The sequence below is a fragment of the Actinospineispora spinosispora DSM 44797 genome, from assembly GCF_000429025.1.
GTDB lineage: Bacteria > Actinomycetota > Actinomycetes > Mycobacteriales > Pseudonocardiaceae > Pseudonocardia > Pseudonocardia spinosispora.
The window spans coordinates 1-21126 of sequence record NZ_AUBB01000064.1; the positions used below are offsets into that span (position 1 = coordinate 1).

Annotated in this window: 5 protein-coding genes; 3 read left to right on the top strand and 2 right to left on the bottom strand. The window is 73.6% G+C overall.

Going from position 1 to position 21126, the window contains the following annotated elements:
• Positions 1-24: 24 nt before the first annotated feature.
• A complete protein-coding gene (locus G406_RS0122860) occupies positions 25-17307 on the top strand; it encodes a LysM peptidoglycan-binding domain-containing protein (RefSeq protein WP_028935565.1) in 17283 nt (5760 codons plus the stop codon).
• A gap of 232 nt (positions 17308-17539) precedes the next feature.
• Here the strand turns inward: G406_RS0122860 and G406_RS49125 are convergent, their stop codons facing one another.
• The gene (locus G406_RS49125) at positions 17540-19042 is read right to left on the bottom strand and encodes an MFS transporter (protein ID WP_037078095.1); all 1503 of its coding nucleotides are present in this window, start codon (positions 19040-19042) and stop codon (positions 17540-17542) included.
• Positions 19043-19145: 103 nt separating this feature from the next.
• Here G406_RS49125 and G406_RS0122870 point away from each other — a divergent pair, with 103 nt between their 5' ends.
• Positions 19146-20018, top strand: coding sequence for a helix-turn-helix transcriptional regulator (locus G406_RS0122870; RefSeq protein ID WP_028935566.1), 873 nt, complete (start codon positions 19146-19148; stop codon positions 20016-20018).
• Here G406_RS0122870 and G406_RS0122875 read toward each other — a convergent pair.
• A complete protein-coding gene (locus tag G406_RS0122875; protein ID WP_028935567.1) occupies positions 20015-20449 on the bottom strand; it encodes a DoxX family protein in 435 nt (144 codons plus the stop codon). The genes G406_RS0122870 and G406_RS0122875 overlap by 4 nt on opposite strands.
• A gap of 171 nt (positions 20450-20620) precedes the next feature.
• Here G406_RS0122875 and G406_RS0122880 point away from each other — a divergent pair, with 171 nt between their 5' ends.
• A complete protein-coding gene (locus G406_RS0122880) occupies positions 20621-20971 on the top strand; it encodes a DUF1330 domain-containing protein (protein ID WP_028935568.1) in 351 nt (116 codons plus the stop codon).
• Positions 20972-21126: the final 155 nt, after the last annotated feature.

The window sequence follows — 21126 nt, forward strand, 5'->3', positions numbered from 1 at the left end:
GGTGTTCGGCCGGCTGGGTCGTCTGTGCGGGAGGACGCTGCTGAGCCGGTTGCCGCCCAGAACGGGGCCGCGGCCGGTCAGCGTGTGGCGGCCGCCGAGCCGATTGTCGCCCGGGCCGGTCAGAACGGTCCCGAGGTGAGCTCGCGGGTCGCCGAGGCCAAGGACGGGCAGGCCACGGACGGCAAGACCGGTGGCCCGAAGCCCGCTGACCGCACCGCCTCGGACCGCCGCGCCAGGCCGGGACCCGTCGAACGGACCGCCGCCGGAGCGGGCGCGGTGACCGTCGACGTCACCGTCCCGGACTCGGGCACCGCGGCCGCCGCCACCGTCTCGATCGACCCGGCACGCCCCTCGGGGGCCACGGTCTCGATCGACCTGGCGCGGCCCGCCGAGGCCGGGCAGCAGAGTGGCGCCCAACAGATCACGGTGACGGTCTCCGACAGCGCGGGCCCGGTGGTGTCGCGGCGTGGCACGGACCACGGCCCAGGCGGCCACCGCGACGGTGACCAGCCGGCGACCCCGCCCGGCTCGACACACGCCGGCCCCGGCCCGGACGGCTCGCCCGGACCGTCGGCGACCCTGGAACGCTCCGGCCCGGCACAGCCCGGCCTCGACAGCGCACGATCCGACCGCAACGACCCGTCCGCCGCCTACAACGCCGGGCACGACCCGGACGTAGCCGGACCCGCCCCACCGGCTCCGACCCGGACCACCCAGCAACACCCCGCCGACAGCACCACCGGCGGCGCCGAACCGGCGGAAGGCTTCCGCGACGGTCTCGGCCCCGAGGACAACTGCGTGGCCTGCACGCGAGCGCGACTGAACGGAACACCGGTCGAGAACGTCGGACCGGCGACACCGAGGTCGCAGGACGCGGCGGAGATGCGCGCACAGCTGGAACACGACTACGCCGGCCGTTTCGACACCACCGACCGGGCCGGGCTCGAACAGCGGATGGACGACGCCCCCGAGGGCACCCAGGTCGTGGTGTGGACCTGGGAACCAGGTTCGTCCCGTTCGCACTGGTTCACCGGGACGAAGACCGCCGAAGGCACGGTCTTCGACGAGCCGCTGACCAACGTGCGGTCGGCGATGGTGCTGGAGCCCGGCCGCTCCAGGGAACAGGGCCCGCAACCGGAGCTCGACCACCCGCCGCTGGTCGGCGCGAAACGCAAGGCCGAACCCGAGACGCGTGCCGACATCCCGCCGGTGGTACACGCCGAGGAACCGTCCATCCTCGGGCAAGAGGCTCCGGCGCGGCTGCGCATGGAGATCGACAGGCTGCGCGGCCACTCCGAGGTGCCCTTGGCCACGGGCTACAAGGACGTCAAGGAATCGGTGCGGCTCGGCGCGACGCGGGAACAGATCGTCGACAAGGTGCACGCACTGGTCGCCGAGGCGTACTACCGCGTTACGGGCCACGAGCTGTGGGACCACCAGGCGGTTGCCGCGTACGAGCTGAGCACCCGCGACGGGACCGCCGGCAATGTGCGTGGCGGCGGTGGAAAGTCGATCGTCCTGATGATGACCGCGGCGGTCGATGCGCTGTACGGACGGGTCGACATCGTCACCACCAAAGCGATGTACAAGAAGGACATCGATCAGGCCCGCAGGGTCCTCGGCCAGTTGGGGATCGAGGTCGGTCTGCGCGAGCGCGGCGAGATGTCACCGGAGGCGGGCCGGGAGTTGTACAACGGGCACCGGGTGATCTACGGCGCCCAGCGGGACGTGATGTTCGACGTCAAGCACGACATGCTCGCGTCGCCCGGTCAGCGCATGCGGGTGCAGGGGCCGCGTTCCCTGATCAAGGACGAGATCGACTACCTGAGCGTGGAAGAGGCACGCAGCCCGGTGGTGCTGGCCGACCGGGCCGACGGGGTGTCCGGGAGCGATCAGCGGATCCAGGCCGCGCGGGAAGCCGTGCGTGAGGTCGACCTCGAGGGCGACGTCGCGGGGCAGCTGAACGCGCTGAGCTCACAGCACCGGATCGAAGACCTCGTGGAGGCGCTGCACGCCGAGCGGATGCAGCGCGACGTCGACTACATGACGGTCAACCACGAGGTCCAGACCTACTCCGAGGAGAGCGGGACCCGCGACCCCGGCCAGCGGTACAACGGCGAACTGCACTCCTTCGTCGAGGCCAAGGAGGGACTGCCGATCCGCGGACCGCTGGAGCAGGGTTCGGCGTTGAGCGTCCTGCAGTTCCACCGCACCTACCAGCGCGTGATCGGTGCGAGCGGTACCGCCGCCGAGGCTGCCGGTCTGCTGAAGCGGGTCTACGGGATGCGCGTGGTCGACGTCCCCTCGACGGTCGAGGGAGCACTGACCGACATGGGCGAACACACCTGGGTGGACATCCCCGCCAAGCTGGAGGCGGGGGCGGCCGACGCCGCGGCCGCGCACGAGACCGGTCGGCCCTTCCTGGTGGTGTCGGAGCCGCTGCCCGAGGGGGACCTGCTGCGCGCCGGGCTGAAGGACAAGGGCATCGATGCCGCGCAGCTCAACGACCGTCCGGAGATCGTCCAGGACGCGGTCACCACGATCCAGGGTGCCGGTCAGGTCGGCGCAAGCACGGTGGCGACCAGCTACGCCGGACGCGGCACCGACATCGTGCTCAGCAAGGTGGCCGAGGCGCTGGGCGGCCTGCACGTGGTGATCACCGACTTCGCCGGACGCGCCGGTGTCCATCTGCAGAAGGTGTATCGAGCGGCTCGCGGTGCGGACAAGGGGTCGGTGGTGGCGCACCGGTCGCTGCGGGACAAGCTGCTCTACCGCTTCGCCGACCCGGTCAAGCACCAGGCGCTGCTCGACAAGTACGCCGGTCATCCCCGGAATGTCGAGATCAAGGACAAGGCCGTCGACGACCTGTTCCGGGAGGCGCGCGAGAACGCCACCGCCTGGACCGAACGCCAGGTCGCCGAGATCGCCGAGCACCCGGAGCGGGCCACCACGTTCACCTACCGCTCGCGGTCCAGGACCGAGGCACCCGCTGGCACCACCGCCGATGCGGCCGCCGCCGCGATGCGGCACGGGCGCGAGGTCGCCGAGGCCCGCACGCAGCTGGCCAAGACCAAGCGGGTGGCACTCGCCGCACCCGGCGGCGTGCTCGCGGCCGACGACCAGCGCGGGATCGAGCGGGCCGCCGCCGAGCTGGCCGCCGCCCAGCAGCGGTTGGCCGAGGCCCTCGGCCACTACCGGTCCGTGATGGCCGAGGCGATCGGCCGGACCAGCCTGAACCTCGAACCGAGCGCGGCGAGCGTGCCCGCCGACTCACTGGGGATCCACGCCGAGGCGGCGAGCCGGGTGGAGCGCCTCCTCCGTGACGGTGACCTGGCCTCGGCCAGGGCGCTGCTCGGCCGGCTGGCCTGGCGCGCCGGACAGCTCGCCGACGGCGGCGGGAACCGGTGGGGCGCCGGTCCCTCCGTCGCGGCGGCGGCCGCCCGTGCTCTCGCCGCGTTCGCCCCGTCCGGCCCGGCCCAGCGGGACCGGCTGGCCGTCTCACTGAGCGAGCTGCGTGGGTTGCTGAGCGGGTTGCCCGCCGACGCGCGGCTGCTGCTGATCGCTCCGGAAGCGCGGCTCTGGCAGCAGACGATCCGTGACCGGGCACAGGCCATGCGGGCGCACGCCGACGATCTCGACCGCGCCGCCGGCCGGGTCGCCAGGGACAACGCCGGCACGTTGCGGCGCGCGGGACCGCTCGGCGGTCGTGGTGACCGGATCAGCTCCCGGGACTCGGCCGCCCGGGTCCTCGGCCAGATCGGTGCACTGCGGTGGGCCGCCACGGAAGCGAGAGCGCGGTCGGAGCGGCTGCTGGCCCAAGCTGATCGGCTGGTGGGCTGGCCGGCCGGTTCAGCGCCAGAGCACCACCATCCGGCCGGCGTCGTCGCGGAACACGCTCCCGATGGCTTCCCAGCGTCGCCGGGGGTCGGGGTGGTCGACGATGCCCATGCGCCACGCGGGCGAGATGTCCAGCTTGAGGGCGAGCACGTCGTCGTACCGGGACGGCAGGAGAGCGGCGTTCAGAGGGCGGTCGGCCTGCTCACCGGCGGCTCGGCGCGCCTTGACGGCGGCGAGCAGCGCGGCGGTGACGGAGAGGGAGAGACCACCGATGGGGCCGTGCTCGTCGAACAGGATGTGGTGGGTGGGGTCGCGCGGGTAGGGGAAACCCCGCTCGCCGAACACCGCCCCGATGTCCAGGGAATCGACGACGTCCCGGCCGCGCAGACTCTCGACCAGGCGCAGGCTGGGGCCGGAGTTGGCCGGCGGCCAGAACGTGTGGCCGCCCTCGGTGCTGAAGAGCAGCCAGTGGGCGGCGATGTCGACGTCCAGGGTGTCGGCCCAGGGGACCATCGCCCGTTCCCGTCGGGGATGGGCGGCGCGGGCCCGGGCCAGCAGCGAGTCGTCGAACCGAGGAGCGCTCGACAGCCATCGTCGCGCCGCGGCCATCCCGGCGTCGAGCTTGGCGTCGAACCAGGCTTCAGCGCGGGCGCGGGCGTGGACGGGTTCGCACCGGAAACACCTGTCGGTCAGGGCGGTACGAAGGACCACCCGGTCACCGACCCGCCAGGCCTTGCAGACCGGACACCGCAGACGCATGGCGACAACGGTAACCACTCGGACGGCCGGCTACCGCCCGCGACCGAGGCGGGTGACGCCACCGGGACGTCTGGTTCCGGCGGGGCGGCCGCGGTCGGCGGCGCGAGCCACGAGGCCCAGGACGCGTTCCGGCAGGCGCTGGTCACGCTGTACGGGCGGGGTTGGCAGCCCGAACAGCACCGGCTGCCGTTCGCCAGAGGCCCGCCGGTCGTGCTGATCGACCGAGAGCTCGCCGAGTCCATGCTGGGCGAGCCGTGGCGCGACCTGCCGTCGAGGCTGATCGCGTTCGGGTGGCAACACCCGGAGTACGCGCCGGACGGCGTGATCGTGATGGTCACCGAGACCTGGCGAGACCTGACCCGCCCCGGTGCGGTGCCGTCACAGTGGTGGCGGCGGCTGGTCGCGCACGAGACCGGGTTCCACCTCGGTCGCCCGGAGCTGGTCGAGGGCCGGACCCATGAGGCCGACGAGCGTTGGCTGGTGGAGGCACTGCCGGCAGCGGTGAGGGCTGCGATGGGCGGGCAGTATCTGACCAGAGCTGAGGCACTGTCGGCGACGGCACGGGCGTCGACGGGAGCGGCGGGCAAGGCCTACGGAACCACCGGCGACGAGCACACCGGTCACGACGACCCGTCGCATTCGACGGCGGACACCGGCGCACAGCGGGCCGGGAGCGCGCGGTCCTGGTCGCGGCTGCCCCGAGGCCCGCCGTCCTGGCTGGCCAGGGCGGGGCTGCTGCTCGGTGGCGCCACATTCACCGTCGGCGCCGTCCTCGGTATCGGGCCGACGACCACGGCACCCGCCGTCCTGACGGCGACGTCGGTGGCCACGTCGGTCCAGCAGGCCATGCCCAGTGGGCAGATCACCGTGCGCGCGGGCGACACGCTGACCTCGCTCGCCGCGCATCTCGGCGTTTCGTTGTCCGACCTGGTCGCGGCCAACCCCCAGGTCGCGGGCGACCCGAACCGGATCGCCATCGGGCAACGGCTGGCCACCCCGGCGAGCTGGGACGGCACCTGGACCGTACGGCGCGGCGACACCCTGTCCGGGATCGCCGCGGCCACCGGCCGGTCCGTGCCGGAGCTGCTCACGGCCAACCCCGCACTGTCCGCCGACCCGAACCTGATCCGTCCCGGCCAGCGGATCACCGTCGTCACACCGGCGGTGGCGGCTCCGCCCGCGCCGCCGATCACGGAAGCGCCGCCCGCCGAACCCACCCCGGTCACACCACCGGCCGAGCAGACCCCACATGGCGGCTGGGACCCCTCGGGGCCGATCGCGACGCTGATCCTCGCCGGTGCGGCACTGGGCGGGTGGGTGCTGCGCAGCGGCCTGCTCGGCCGTGCACTCGGTGTGGCGCGGGACCGGCTCAGCGCACTGAGCCAGGCCATGGCCCGCTGGTACACCGGCGCGACGGGGGCAGTGCGGACCGCGGCCGCCGCCACGGTGCGCGGCCTCGGCGCGGCGATGTCCGCCGTCGGTACCAAGGCCCGCCGTGTCGTACCGCGTGCGCGGGCGCTCTGGACCGGGGCCCGCTCGGTCGCGGTCGGCGCGCGCGGTGCGGCGCTCGCCAGGCGTCTCGCGGACCGGGCCGCCGAGGACGGCGCCGACTCGGGGTCGGCGGCCGACGACCTCGGCGCGAGGATGCGCGAGCTCGCCCGGGCCCGGATCGCGGCGCGGGCGAGCGCCGTCGCGGCGGGTGCGTCCCCGAGCCTGGCCCGGCGCGTGATGGCCGCGGCGAGCGGGCACCGGACCGGTGCCGTCGCGGTGGCCGGAGCGTCGTTGGCCCGGTCGGCGGCGGCGTGGGCCCGTCGCCTCGCCCAGGTCCGCAGGCTGACCGGCGCCGTCGCCTCGGCCGGACTGGCCGGCGCCGCCTGGGGCTGGATGTGGACCACACCCAGCGTCGCCGCGGCGCTGGCCGGCGCCGCGGCGACCGGGTCGGCGGCGTGGCTCGGTTGGAACGCGGTGCGCGCCCGAGGCTCGACGGCACGCGGCTGGAACGCCAACATCGTCCGGGCGGCGCGCGTCGCGGGCCGGCTGCTCCCGGCGTTCGCGGGCGCGGCGGTCCTGGTCGGCAACCTCGGCGTGCTCGGCGACTTCGTGGCCGCGACCGTGTCGGCGTCGCTGGACACCGACGTGACCCGCGCCGAGACGGTGGTCAAGACCGTGGCGTCGCTGTTCGCCGCTCTGATCGTCGGCGTCAACACCGGACGCTCGGTGTACTACCGGGCGCTGCGCCGCGCCCAGCAGAAGGACGTGCACGTGCGTCAGCTGCGCGACGCGGTGCGCTCCGGGGTCGGCTCCTTCGGCGTCAACACCATGAACTACCTGCTGCGCCTGAGCGTCGTGGTCATCCCGTCCGGCGCGGTCGTCACCGGTGTGGCGCAGCTGCTGAGCCCGGGCTCGATCAGCGCGAGCGCGCTGGTGTTCCTGTTCGCCGCCGCGAGCACGGCCGCGCAGCTCAAATGGGTCGGGTACACGAGGCTGGTCAAGGGCCTGACCAGCGGCGCGGTCGCACTCGCGGTGCTGCCGCTGGTCACCGGGCTGAACATCTCGGCGATCGCGGCGGACTGGCCGGCCTGGTTCGCCCCGCTCGGGCTCTACCTCGTCTACAGCTCGGTGTCCTCGGTGACCGGCGACGTGGTGGTGGACGTGCTCGGCCGGTTCGGTCAGCGCTGGTCGGCCGTCCGGACCAGGGCCGACCTGGCGATCACCTACTACCGGGGCACGTCGACGACGCTGACGGGCTGGCGCCGCCCGTTCGGTGTGGCCCTGCGGGCCGGACACTTCTTCGTCGGGAAGGGAGTCACGCTGGGCTGGCCGATGCGGTGGAAGGATCTGCCGAGGGGGCAGAAGACCTACCGGATGCTGCTGGACTGGCGCGCGTTCAGCCGCGCCGACTGGCGCTCCATGGCGGCCGGGGTGTTCGACACCATGATGGGCAGCCTCTTCGGCTACATCGTGTCCCGTCCGCTGCCGGAGCCGGTGATGCGTTGGTTGGCCGGTCCGCCGGCGCCGCCCGACCCGACCGCGCCGCCCGTCCCGGTCGCGCCGATGCTGGACACGCTGGGATACGTGGGGCTCCGGTTCGCGGTGGCCGGCGCGGTCCTGCTCGCCATCTGGCCGCTGCGCAACCGGGTGGACAAGTGGTTCGCCAAGGTCAGCAGGCTGTGGCGGGTGCCGTCCAGGGCGTTCCCGTTCGGCGTCGTCCTCACCAGGGGACCGCCGTGGCTGGCGCTCCGCATCGGCGGGCTGGGCGCCAGGACGGCCTCGCTGCGTGGCGTCCTCGCCGAGCAGTCGCTCGGTTACCGGCGCGGCGCGCCGGGACCCGTCGCGACCCGCCCCGACCGGAACGGTGCCGACTCGGTCGCGCGGCGGTTGCGCGCGGCGATCCGGCTGCGGACCCCACTGCCGCCGCCGTTGCGCGCCGAGGCGGGTGACTCGCCGGAGACCCGGGCGTTCAAGCGCGCCGCCGCGCAGGGATGGCGCGAGCTGGACAGGCATCGCGGCGCGGTGCTCAAGCAGGCGGTCGGGGTGCTCGCCGCGGAGCTGGACGGGGCACACGGCGCCCTGGCCTGGCGCGCCGGGCGGCTGCGCGCGGCGGGTCGTTGGGACGACGTCGACACCGTCGAGTTCCTCGACGAGCTGCTGAACCGGCTCGCCACGACCTCGGACCGGACGCGCGGTGAGCTGGAGGCGGGGCTGGCCGGCGAGGTCAAGGCCTTCCAAGCCGCGCGCATCGACTTCCTGAAGGGCCCGCTGCGGGAACTGGCGCTGCACCAGAGCCGGGAGGCTGCCGATGACCACGTCGATCTGACCAACCGGCGCGACGACGACCCGTCGGGAGGCTTCGACGAACGGATCTCCGACGCCGAGCAACGCCGGATCCGGGCGGAGAAGCTGCGGTCCCGGGTCGAGTTCGAGCTGGCCTGGGAGCGGGGCAGGAGCTACTCGAAGGAAGGCCTCGTCGCGGTCCGCGAGCTGTTCGAGGTCCTGGCCGACGAGGCACGTACCTCGGCCCGGCTGGAACAGACGATGCGTGACCGTCGCGGCCGCACCGGCACCCCGAAGGCCTCGGAGCTGGCCGGATACCGCGACCTGGAGGCGCTGTACACGGTGCTGCTGCACGCCGCGCAGCTGCGCGACGAGGTCGAGCTGATCTACAGCCAGCGCCGGTGGGCCCGCCAGCGGTGGCAGGCCAGGATCACCGCCGCGGTCGCCCCCGCACCCACCGGCACACACCCGAGGTCGCTGCTCGACGTGGCGCTGCTGCTCGCCGGCAGGGACCGCTCGCTCAACGCCGCAGACCTGGCCGGCGCATACGGTTCGACGCCTGAGTTCTGGACCGACCAGCTCACCGCACTGGCGGACATCGGCGCGGCGAAGGCGGTCGGCGACGACACCTACCGGGCCGCCGACGAGCTGCGCGGCGCGTGGCGCGGCGCCGATCCCCGGCTGCGCGGCGCGTTGCTCACCAACCCGACCGGCCTGCGCTACCCGAGGCTCGCGGCGCTGACCAAGGCCGCCGCGAGCCAGGTCGCGCCCAGGACCCGGACCCGGCAACGGGACGGCTACCGGGCGTTGGTCGCGGTGCTCAACGCCGTCGACCGCGCCGCCCCCTACTACAAGCAGGGGCTGATCGACTGGCTGTTCGGCCGGGCCCGCGCGCTCCTGTGGAGCTACCGGCAGCTGCGCGACCCGTCGGTCGACCCGACTCGGGTGCCCGGTGCTGGAGGCTCCGCCCGCGCACTGCGCAGAGCCGACCGGGCCGGACTGCCCGCGCTGCTCGCCCAGCTCAGGCTCGACACCCGGGTTGCCCGCGCCGCGCAGCGCCACCTGCGGCTGGCCCAGAACACGCCCGGTCTCGACGAGGAGCTGCTGGCCTGGGCGCACGCGGTACGCGGCCGCACGCGAACCGCGCTTGAGGAGCGCATCGAACTGGTCGAGCACGCCGCGAAGGCCGCCGGAGTGCCGTCCAGCCAGCTCGCCGAATGGACCCACCGGGCACGGCAGGTCGCCGCCGACCCGGTGCCGGACCCGCGCGAGGAGCTGCAGCTCGCCGTCGACGCGATGTGGGTCGCCGAGCGCGCGCTGCGCGACGCGGGACGCCGGAGCGAGCGCGCCACCGTCCGGTACCGGCACGCGGGCGAGCGGCTGGACCAGGACCGCTCGGCGCCCGCCCGGCTGGCCCACGCCCGGGCCCGCGCGGAGTTCGAGGCCGCCCGCGACGCGTACGACACCGCGCTCGGACACGCGGCGGCCACGATCGTCCGCTGGCACCACGCCGACCGCTCCGCGCACAAGCTCGACGTCGTCCGCGAGTTCGGCGTCGCCGGTGTCGAACTGCGCGGCGACTACCGGGAACGCGCGCTGCGCAAGCGCTACCCGGCCCTCGGCGGGCTCACCAAGAGCAGCGCACTGGAGTCACGCAGGCACCCGGCCGCCCCGTCGCTGCCTGATCCGATGCCGCTGGTCGGGGCGAACCGGGCGCTGGACACCTGGCGGTTGATCACGGGCACGTACCGGGCGCGGCACCCCGAGATGTTCACCGGCGACGCCGAATCCACCCGGGCGCCGGACGGGTTCACCAAGGACCAGCTGGTGGCCGGCCTCGCTGTCGACGCTCCGGGCTGGCTGGCCGACCTGGACACCCGGCTGAACCTGACCCGCCCGGAACTGGACACCGCGCTCGACGACCTCGTCCGCAGCGGGCTGCTCACCGCCGACTGGCGCGGCGGCCCCACCTACTACCGGCCCAGCGACCGGTTCCGTGACCTGCTCGCCGCCGCGCCCACCGAGTTCGGCGACGCGCTGCTGGCCAACCCGCTGGCCACCACACTCGACCTCGGCGCCTTCGGGGTCCAGCACACCCGTCCCGGTGACCGGCTGACCAACCAGACGAGCACGTTGGTGGCCGCGTTGGTCGCGGCGGTCGAGATCGCAACGCTCGCCCCGCCGCCCGGAAGCGGCGCCGTCGCCTTCGGCGGACTGTCCGACACCGAGCACACGATGCTGCTGGCGCGGCTGCCGGTGTGGGAGGCGGCCGGACTGCTGACGCCGGTGTCCGGCCCGTTGGCCGGGATGCCGCGCGGCCCGCCGGTCCTGGTGCTGGACACCCGGCGCCTCACCCGCGAGCAGCGCTCGGTGCTGCGCCGCGTGGTCGCGTTCGCCTGGAACGGCGTCGTCGTCCTCACCGGGGAGATGGCCGACGAGATCGCCGCCCTTCTGGCTGACAGACAGCTGACGGACGGCTGGTGGCACGACCTGCTCGCGCACGAGGTCGGCTTCCACCTGCACGCCACGCGCGACCCCGCCGAGCACGACGCCGACGCACTGGACCTCACCGAGGCCCTGCGGTCGGCGCGGGCCGGAACGTCGGGCGTTCACCGGCTCTCGACGACCCAGCTTCCCGCCGGACGCACCGCCCGGCACGAGGGCCGATCGCCGGCGCGCCCAGCTGGTACCTGGAACGCCGATCATCCGGCGACCGTTCACGGCCGCCGCACCGGCGGCCTGCCGCTGACCGCGCTCGACGGCGCGACCTACCAGAGCACGCTCCTGCCAGAGAAGACCACCGCGAGTGGCACCCCGAGGATCGTCGTACTGCGCACCGCCGACGGTCGGACGGTCGTGGCCAAGCAGCACGACCCCACCGTGCTGATCAACACGGTGGCCGCGGCCGCGATCTACCGCCTGGCCGGCGTGCCGGTCCCGGACACGACGCTGGCGCTCGCCACGACCCCGGTTCTCGACGGCACCGGTCGCGCCGTCATCGACGCCGGTGACCTGCTCGAGGTCGGCGACTTCGTGACCGGCTCACCGGTGCGGCTGAGCACCGCGCCCGCCGAGATCCGCGACCAGCTCGCCCGCCAGTACGCGGTCACCGCGTTGCTGGGCGACTGGGACGGCACCATGAGCGTCAACCTGGTGCTCGCCGGGGGCGTCGTCCACCGGATCGACTTCGACCAGGCGCTACGCAACCACCGCACCCACCCGCTGCTGTGGCGGCCCACCCACCGGCCGATGATCTTTGGCCAGCTGACCGAAGCGGACGTCCTCGCCCAGTTCGCGGCGCTGCACGCCGGCCGCGAGCGGCTCTTGGCGGTGGTCCCCAACGCCGAGCTGCGCAGGGTCGTCGCCGGTCGGCTGGTCTGGATGGGCCGGACGGCCGAGGCCGGACACCTCGGCCAGGGGCTGGGCCGCCAGCTCGCGGATGACCAGCGAGCGCACGCCGGTCGGTTCCCGCACGACCGACGCCACCCGGACGGCTACCCGAGCCCGCCGGTCGGCACCGCGCCGCACGGGTTCGCGGCCACCGGAACCACCCGGGTCGTCACCGGCGCCCAGCTGCACCGGCTCGTGGCGCGGGCCTCGCCGGTGTGGGTGCACAGCGCCAGGGCCGGTGGCCGTTGGCAGGTCACGACCACCGCCGAGCGACCGCTCCGGCTGCGTGCCGCATGGCGACTGATCGCGTCGGCGGCGACCCGGATCCTGGTGGCCGCCACGCTGGCCGCCGGCCTCGGCGGCATCCTCGCCCCGGCCGGGGTGGACCAACCCGTGCCCGTGCGGACGGCGTCGGTCACCGCGGCGCCCGCCGCGATGGTCCACGCCGCCCCTGCCCAGGGACGGGTGTTCACCGCCGCCGGCAGGGACACCGCCGGCAGGATCGCCGCCGGCCTCGGGGTGAGCTTCGCCGACCTCGACGCCGCCAACGGCGGCCGGTTCACCGGGCCGGGCCAGCGGATCGGCGGACAGCAGGTGACCGCGCCGTCGGCGTGGGACGGCCGCTGGCGCATCCAGCCGGGGGACTCGCTGTGGCGGGTCTTCCGGGTGCGGTTCGCCGACCCGGCGCGCTACACCGAGGCGGTGGCCGCGGCGGGCAACCGAGCCGACCTGCTGTACACCGCCGACGCCCCGCTGACCGCCCAACCACCTCTCGCGCCGCAGGCCACACCCACCGCGCCGATCACCCCCACCCCGAATCCGGGGACACCGAGTCCGGCGATGCCGGTCGAACCGCCGCATGTCGGCCCGACCAGCGGCAGTGGCGGGTGGGTCCTGGCACTAGCGGGTGCCGCGGCCGCGCTGACCGCCGCGGTGTTCGGGGCCCTGACCTGGGCCCGGCGCTCGCACCCGCGTGGCGGCCCCGTCCAACCCCGAGGCCGGTCGCCCCCGGAACCGGCCGTCCGCGCGGTCCGCGCCGAGGTCATCGGCTTCGTGAGCGACGTCCGCGCCGGGCTGGAACACGCCTTCGGCGCGGATTTCACCTCGCTGACCCACTCGGTGGCCTGGTGGCAGGCGGGCATCGCGAACACCGTCGCCGCACTGGCCGAAGCACCGGGTCGAGCGGCGGCGTTGCTCGGTCGGCTCGCCGTCGAGGTCCGCGCGCAGGCCGTAGACCTGCGCGAACAGTGGCGGATCGTCAGGACCTTCGCCGACCTGCCGGCGTGGGCCCACGAGCCGGGGACAATGCCGCGCCGCTACCGGCTGCGGGTGGGCTTCGAGCTGCGGGTCTACTTCCCCGGCACGAACCTGGCGATCTCCGAGGTGTTCGGGTCGGCGGTCTCGTCGCTGGTCCAGCACTTCACCCACCTGAAGGTGGCCACCACCGACGAGGTCGACTCCTTCCGCGCCCGCCGCGCGCCTGCCACCACCAGGACCTCCGACGGAACCCGGTCACGCTGGGCCGCCGCGAAGAGCTGGATGCGCACCCGAATCTGGGAGCGTGCCGGGCAGCTGGCCGTGTCGATCCCGCTGGACACCCTCGCCACCACCGGGCCGATCCGGTTGCTGTCCTGGCTGACGACGGAGGTCAAGGCCGCGTTGACGCTGCAGGCCGGCCCGCTGGACGACTCGCTGGTCCAGGCGAAACAGCCCGGCGACACCGCGCCGGGCAGGTTCACCGTGACCCGCTCGTCCTGGGTGTACGGGGTGCTGGCGATCGTGCGGGCCACGGTGTCGACCCGGCTGTTCGACGCGGTGCGCATCGACCTGTTCGTCCAGCCCTACACCGAGAACGGCTACCAGTTCCTGCCCACAGCGCCCCGCGCGCACCTGGCTGGTCTGCACCCGCTGCGCTGGCTGCGGCAGTGGGGAATGGCCCACGACCTCGTGCTGTGGACCCAGCAGGGCCTGCGGTTCGTCGTGGTCACGCAGCTCGGGGTCGGGATCGGGCCCGCCGGGGTGGCCACCAACATCCTCGAGCTGCGCGCCTCGATGACCGGGCTGCAGCTGCTCTGGCGTGGCCGCACCTACCAGCTGGACCCGATCAGCGGACCGAGCCGCGCGCTGGGAGCCCTGCTGCGCAGGGCGGTCCCCAGGCCGCTCGCCTTGGCCGCGACCTGGGTCGACGGGCGGGCGCGGCTGCGCCGCGAGACGCACCGCTGGCACGCACTGGGCCGGATCGAGGCGGAGCTGCACCGCCAACGCGCCGAGCAGCCCCGGCTGGCGCGGCGCATCGCCGAGCTGCGTGATCCGCGACGGCCGAGCGACCCGGTGCGGCAGTCTCTGCTGCGCTCCGCACTGGCCCGCCAGCGCAGGCTCGACGCCGCCGTCGCCGCCAACGAGCGCGTCGTCGCCGAACTCCGCGCCGAACCCCGATCGCGCCTGATCGAGGCCACGCGGACGAGACTGCTGGCCGAGCGGGACACCACCGCGACCGCACTCGAACTGGCGCGGCTGCTGCTGGTCAGGGCCGCGACCATGCAGCACACACCCGGCGACGACCTCGGCGTCGGCGCCCGGCTCGTGGTCGGCGGCGGGCGTGCGCCCGGCCACCTGCCGGTCGGTGCCCACGACGTGGCACTCAACATCGAGGCCGACGCGCGCCCGGACGTCACCGCCGACATCGCGGCCGTCGACCTGCCGGTCGAGCACTACCGGGAGGTGTTCTTCCAGGCCATCCCCCGGACGGCGATCACCGGTCCACGCATCGGTGCGCTCGCCGAGGCGATGTCCACGCTGCGCGTGGGCGGGTCACTGATCATCGTCACCGGCTCCAAGGCCGGCCCGCACCTGGCCGAGATCGAGTCCACCCTGCGCGCACTCGGCGCCGACGTCGTCCTCGTCGACCAGGCGCCGACCCGCATCGTCGCGGTCAAGACCCGCCGCACCCCACCGGCGGCCGCCCGCGCGGTGTACGAGCTGGTCATCGACAGGGCCGCCGCCGACCCCGACGGCCTGGATGCCGTGCTGAGCCACGCGCGGGCCCGGGCCGTCACGGACGAACCCGGCGAGGTCGCGCAGCCGCGAGGGCCGCCGAGGTGGAAGCGCGCCGTCCGCCGGCTGTTCTACGGCTCTGCGTTCCTCGGTGGGCTCGCGGTCCTGACGCTGGCCACCCACGACCCGACCGTCGCCATGGCCGCCGGGCTGCCCTGGTGGCTGCGCCCCGCCGAGTACCTCAGCGACCGCGCCGCCCGCCGCGAGCTGCGCCACCAGCAGGACGGACCCGGCCCGGCGTCCCAGGACGACGACCCGGCCGAGGGTCTGAGCCCGATCGTGCTGCTCGACCACGCCCGAGGGGTCCTGCACGACGCGGCGGTACGCGTCATGGAGCTGCGGGAGGGCAGCACACACACCGATCTGGAGATCGCCGCCGGCCTGCTGCGGTTCTCCGCCGACGTCGTCTCCGCCATCACCGGCAGCTACAACCGCCTCGCGCTGCACGCCACCGACGTGCTCGGCCCGGCGCTGGACACCGGGCCGGGCCCCCGGTGGCCGGGGCACCTGCGGGAGCCCCGGGCGGACCTGGAACCCACCCTGTTCGACGGTCGGCTGCTCGTGCTGTCGCCGGGCGACGGCCTGGACACTCCGCGTCCCGGTTTGAACACCGAGGACGACCCGCGCAGCGTCCTGCACGCCGTACAGCGGGACCTGGACGCGGTCGCCGACTTCCTGCCCACCATCGCCGGATGGCTGCACCGCGCGGCCGACGAGGCGGACCGGGCGGCCGCGCACGTCACGTCCCCGGCCGTCGCGGACAGCATCGCCGAGGACGCCGGCAACGCGCGCACCACCGCCGACGAGGACCTGACCAACGCCCGCATCCTGATCGTCAACTACCTCAACCACCAGTTCTCCGAAGCGTGGCTGGCCCGAGGCGACCAGGCCCCGGACGTGGCGGGCCGTCTCGTCGGTCAGATCGGCCCGGCGATCCAGAACGACCTGTTCCACCTGGCCTGGCAGCGACTCCTGGAAGTCGAGGGCACAGCCGCGGCGACCCCGGACTCACCGCACCACCGGCGGGCGCTCGACCTGCGCATCGATCTGCAGAACCAGCTCCTGAACGGCTTCTACGCGGTCCCCGACGACGAGTTCTGGGGTTCGGTCTGGCGCGTCCTGCCCACCCTCGACCCCCGCCCGCCCGACGGTGACCCGCTGCCCGCGCTGCTGCTGCACTGGCTCACCGAGGCACTCGACGAACCGGAGATCACCGGCTCGTACGGCTTCCTGGACGGCTCGGGCCCACTGGCCGGGCTGCGCGCCGGCCCCCGAGTGCGCGACCAGCTGACCCTCGGCGTACTGAACATCGCCACCCGCCGCGCCGGCTGGGTCGCCGACCTGCCGCGCCGCCGCCTCGCCGCCCGCCATCTGATGCCGATGCTGCGGGTCTGGACCCACCCCGAGCTGGTCCGGCTGCGCGGCCCGCTCGGTGGCCTGCTCGACCACGCCCCCGATCCGGTTTCCCGGGAGGACAACCGCCAGTTCATCGGCGCCTGGGCCGGGCTGGTCGAGTTCCTCGGGGACACCCGGGAGGCCACCACCACGCTGGGCATCACCGGCGCCACGGCCACCCGCCTGGTCGAGCTCGCCGACCGGCTCGCCGCCGCGAAGCCCGCCGACCGAGCCCCCCTCCTCACCCGGACCGTCGACGAGCTCGCCCGCGCGATCGCCCGACGGGCCGGCACGCTCCTCGACGCCGACATCCGTCCCGGTCACGAACCGGACATGCCGCGCGGGTCACCGCTGTGGAACGCGACCGTCGAGTACTACGGCGTGTCAAACGGCGCTTTCCGGTCGGTGCTCGGCCACTACCTCACCGAGCTCTCCCGCACCGGCGACACCGCGAGCGCCGCCAGCGCGGCGGACCGCGCCTGGAAGCAACAACTGCCGGCGGGCACCCGGGTGGCCCGCGACCACACACCGGCGGACCTCCCGGTCACCCTCGACGGCGAGGACCTGCTCATCGGCACCGCGCGCGACCAGGTCGAGCTCCTGCACCTGGGCGACCGGCTCGACGGCTCCTGCCTGGACTGCGTCCACGGCAGCATCCGCGACGTCGCCCAGAGCTTCGTCCTGCACCCCGCCCTGGTCACCGTCAACGCCTACCGGGCCAACCCGGACGGCACCCGAGGCCACCGCGTCGCCAGGGTGACGGCCGCCGAGACCGATGCCGGCATCGTCATCCTCAACTCCCCACGCGGTACCACCCGGCGCCCCACCGGCCCGGCGTTCCGTGACTACCTCGAACGCTGGGCCACCGACACCGGTCAGCCACTGATCACCATCACCGAGCGCGACTCCGACCATCCCGCACCGGACTACGACCCCGAGGCCACCGCGATCCCCGAGCACGACGGAACCCGGACCGACCTCACCTTCACCATCCCCGAGGCCCCCGGCGTCGACCGAATCTGGACCGACGCCATCAGCCGCCCCGGCGACCTCCCCCTCACCGCAACCCACACCGTCCACCGCTGGACCGCGCCATGATCACCACCGCCTCATGCTGTTTCTCGGCTGAAAAACAGCCATGAGGCGGTGGTGATCATGATGTCGCAGTGGGACTGATGTGGCGCGCTCGCAGGCGGGGCAAGATCGGTGCGGCCCGTTTCCGCGTCCGCGAGTCGGGCGCGTCAGCACAGCGAGTCGGGCGTCCGGGCACTCGTCGTGTGCTGAACGTCCCGACTCGCTGTGCTGAGACCCCCGACTCGCGGGGAGGGGTTCAGCTGCCGCCAGACCGGCACCCGGCGAACACACCTGCCCCGGGCCTCAACTGGCGGGGGAGCCAGCGGAGGGTGAGGGTGCCCAGGGCCAGGTGCAGGATGGCGGCCGTTGCGGCGACCGCGTGCACGCCGGTGACGAAGGCCGATCTCGCCTGCTCGGCCAGCGCGGGGGAGAGACCCGCGAGCTGGAGGGTCTCGTCCAGGGTGGGGGCGACGGCGGGTCCCAGGAGCCGGAAGAGCAGGGCGGCCAGCGAGCCGAGCAGCGCGATGCCGAGGGCGTTGCCGATCTCGTTGCTGGTCTCCGCGATCGCGGCGGCCGAGCCGGCCCGTTCCGGGGGAACGGCGCCGACGGCGGTGTCCGCGACGACGGCGAAGGAGATGCCGTAGCCGACGCCCGCGACGGCCGTGGACGCGATGTACCAGCCGACCCCGCCGGAGACGGTGGCGGGCAGCAGAAACAGCAGCCCGGCCGCGATGGAGAAGTGGCAGATCAGCAGCGCGGCCCGGGTGCCGACACGATCGATCACCGACGGTGTGACGATGCAGGTGACGGTGAGCAGTACCGCGCCGGGAAGCGCGAGGAGTGCCGCGCGCAGGACGGGCAGTGCGAGGACGGACTGCAGGTAGGTGCCCGCCAGGTACGCGACCGCCGACCACGCGGCCAGCGGTAGCAGGCCGGTGATGATCGCGACGGTGAAGACCCGGTCGCGGAACAGCGCGAACTCGATCAACGGATGGTCGAGGTGGCGTTGCCTGCGCGCGAACCACCCCAGCACCGCGAGGCCGACGATCCCGGTGAGGACGGCGGCGACCGACGGGCCGTCGGCGGCGGCGTGCTTGAGACCGTAGATCGTCAGCAGCAGACCGACCGAGGACGCCACCACGCTGGCGGCGTCGACACGGCCGGGGCGGGTCGCGTGGACCTCACGGAGCAGGACGGGAGCGAGAACCAGGAACAGCGCGATGACCGGAAGGTTGATCAGGAAGACCGAGCCCCACCAGAACCGCTCCAGCAGGACACCGCCGACGATCGGGCCGACCGCGAACCCGGCGGCGAACGCCGCCGCGAAGATGCCGATGGCCCGTGCCCGCTGCCTCGGGTCCCCGAACAGCTCGCTCAGCACAGCCAGCGCTGAGGGCAGCAGCGTCGCGCCGGCCATCCCCATGAGCGCCCGGAACGCGATGAGCAGCTCCGGGCCGGGCGCGAACGCCGCCCCGGCGGAGCCGACCCCGAAGACGGCCGCGCCGATCATCAGCAGCCGCAGCCTGCCGTACCGGTCGCCGACGGCGCCGAACGTGATCAGCAGGGAGCCGACGGCGAAGCCGTAGACGTCCAGGACCCACAGGGCCTGGTCGGCGGTCGGGGTGAGGTCCTGGCTGATCCGGGGCATCGCCAGGAACAGGATCGACCCGTCCATCGCGACCATCAGTACCGGGCCGAGGATCACCAGGAGCCCGAGCCAGGCTCGGGCGTCCGGTCTGTCGGGTTGCTGGAGACTCATGCCCCCGACACTGGGCCGGAGTGCCCGCGACAACCACTCTCCGCTGTGGGTACACCCAGCAGGTACACCCACGCGGCCACCCGGCGGGCCTACCCTTCGTGGTGTGGAGAGCCTGGGAGCGTTCCTGAAGAACCGCCGCGATCGGGTCACCCCGGTCGACGTCGGTCTGCGCACCTACGGGACCGCGCGGCGTGTTCCCGGGCTGCGCCGCGAGGAGCTGGCCCAGCTCGCCGGGGTGAGCGCCGGGTACTACTCCCGCCTGGAGCAGGGTCAGGCGGAGACTGCGTCCGCGCAGGTCCTCGACGCACTCGCCCGGGTGTTACGTCTGGACGAGGTCGAGACCGCGCACCTGCACAACCTGGCCAGGCACCCGGCGACCGCCAGGCTCACCGAGCCGTGCGAGGAGCACCCGCACCCCCGCGTTCTCGCACTGCTGGACTCCCTCGGCGACACCCCGGCGCTCGTCCTGGGCCGCCGGGGGGAGGTGCTCGCCTGGAACCGCACGGGGAACGCACTGCTGGCCGAGCACATCGACTTCGACGCGCCGTCGGATCCGGCGAACCGCCCGTCGGTCCACCGGATGTTCTTTCTCGACCCGCTGACCCGCGACCTGTACCGCAACTGGGCCGAGCTGGCGGACGCGCACGTCGCCTACCTGCGGCTCATCGCCGGGCGCCATCCCACGGATGCGCGCATGGCGGAGCTGATCGGGGAACTCACCATGCGCAGCGACGACTTCGCCACCAGGTGGGCGGGCGGGGACGTCGCCGACTGCACGGTGGGGACCATGGAGCTGCGGCATCCCACGGTCGGCGCCGCGAGCGTCGACTTCCAGGTGTGGATCCAGCCCGACAGTCCCGACCACCGGCTCGAGGTCTACACCCCGAACGACGCGGGATCCGCCGACGCCCTGAGCATCCTGGCGCACCAGTCCCGTGCCCCGGAACGAGTGCCCGCCGTCGATCCGCACTCCTAGTAGCCGACGCGGACCAGACGTCGCAGCGCCGCGCTGCGCAGGTACAGCCCGAGCCACAACGGGACCGCGAAGAAGACCGGGAACAGGATCATGACCAGCGGTGAATGGCCCAGCACGTTGGCGCACACCGCTCCGCCGAGGTGGGCGGTGATCAGCACGGCGCCGAACACCGACGTCCTGGGGATCGCGTAGGCGATGGTGAAGACCAGCAGCAGGGTCCCGATCACCGGCCAGGTGTCCGGCGTGATGCCGAACCCCTTGCTGGCCTCGATCACGAAGTCCATCTTGAGGATCTTCGGGACCGCGTCGAAGATCAGGAACAGAATCATCAGCACGCTCAGCGTCCATCCGATCCTGGTCGCGGTCTTGCCCGGCTGGTCGGTCTGTCCGGTCGGGGTGGGGGTGGTGCCGGTCGCGGTGGTCTCGGTCATCGGAATCGACTCCTTCTGGTTCGATCGCCCGGGTGGGCGTCATCGGCGCAACACCAGAACAGACTCGCGGTGCCGGCGAAACTCATCTGGCTGTGGCGTTACCTGCCAGGTCATCGACGCCGAGCACACCGGGCCGCCACCATGGGGGAAGCACCCCGACCAGGAGGCCCCGTGCCCGCATACGTCATCGCCAACCTGTACGAAGCCACCCCGCACCCGGAGATCGCCGAGTACATCGAACGGATCCCCGCCACCTTCGAGCCGTTCGGCGGCCGGTTCCTGGTGCACGGCGCCATGGGCCAGGAGGTGAAGGAGGGCGCGTGGACCGGCGACGTCGTCATGATCGGCTTCCCGGGCATCGCCGAGGCACGGGCCTGGTGGGACTCGCCCGCCTACCAGGAGATCGCGCCGCTGCGCTCACGGCACATGGAGGGCGACATCATCCTGGTCGACGGCGTCGCCGACGACTACGACCCGGCCAGTACAGCACGCAAGATCCGGGAGGCGTTGCCCGCGGAGTAGCACTGACGGCGTTCCCGCTGGCTCATATCGTGATTGGGGCGTCCCCGCTGGCTTTCAGTGTGCATCCCCGCTGACTCGAATTGTCTTGGCGTGGCCGCCCGCTCTCAACCCCCGGCTGGCGCCGGCCTCGCGCGGGTTCCTGGTTGCACGTAGTT

Bases quoted from the DNA above. Each gene is read 5' to 3' on its own strand.
- G406_RS0122875 (WP_028935567.1), bottom strand. From the start codon at position 20,449: ATGACCGAGACCACCGCGACCGGCACCACCCCCACCCCGACCGGACAG.
- G406_RS49125 (WP_037078095.1), bottom strand. From the start codon at position 19,042: ATGAGTCTCCAGCAACCCGACAGACCGGACGCCCGAGCCTGGCTCGGG.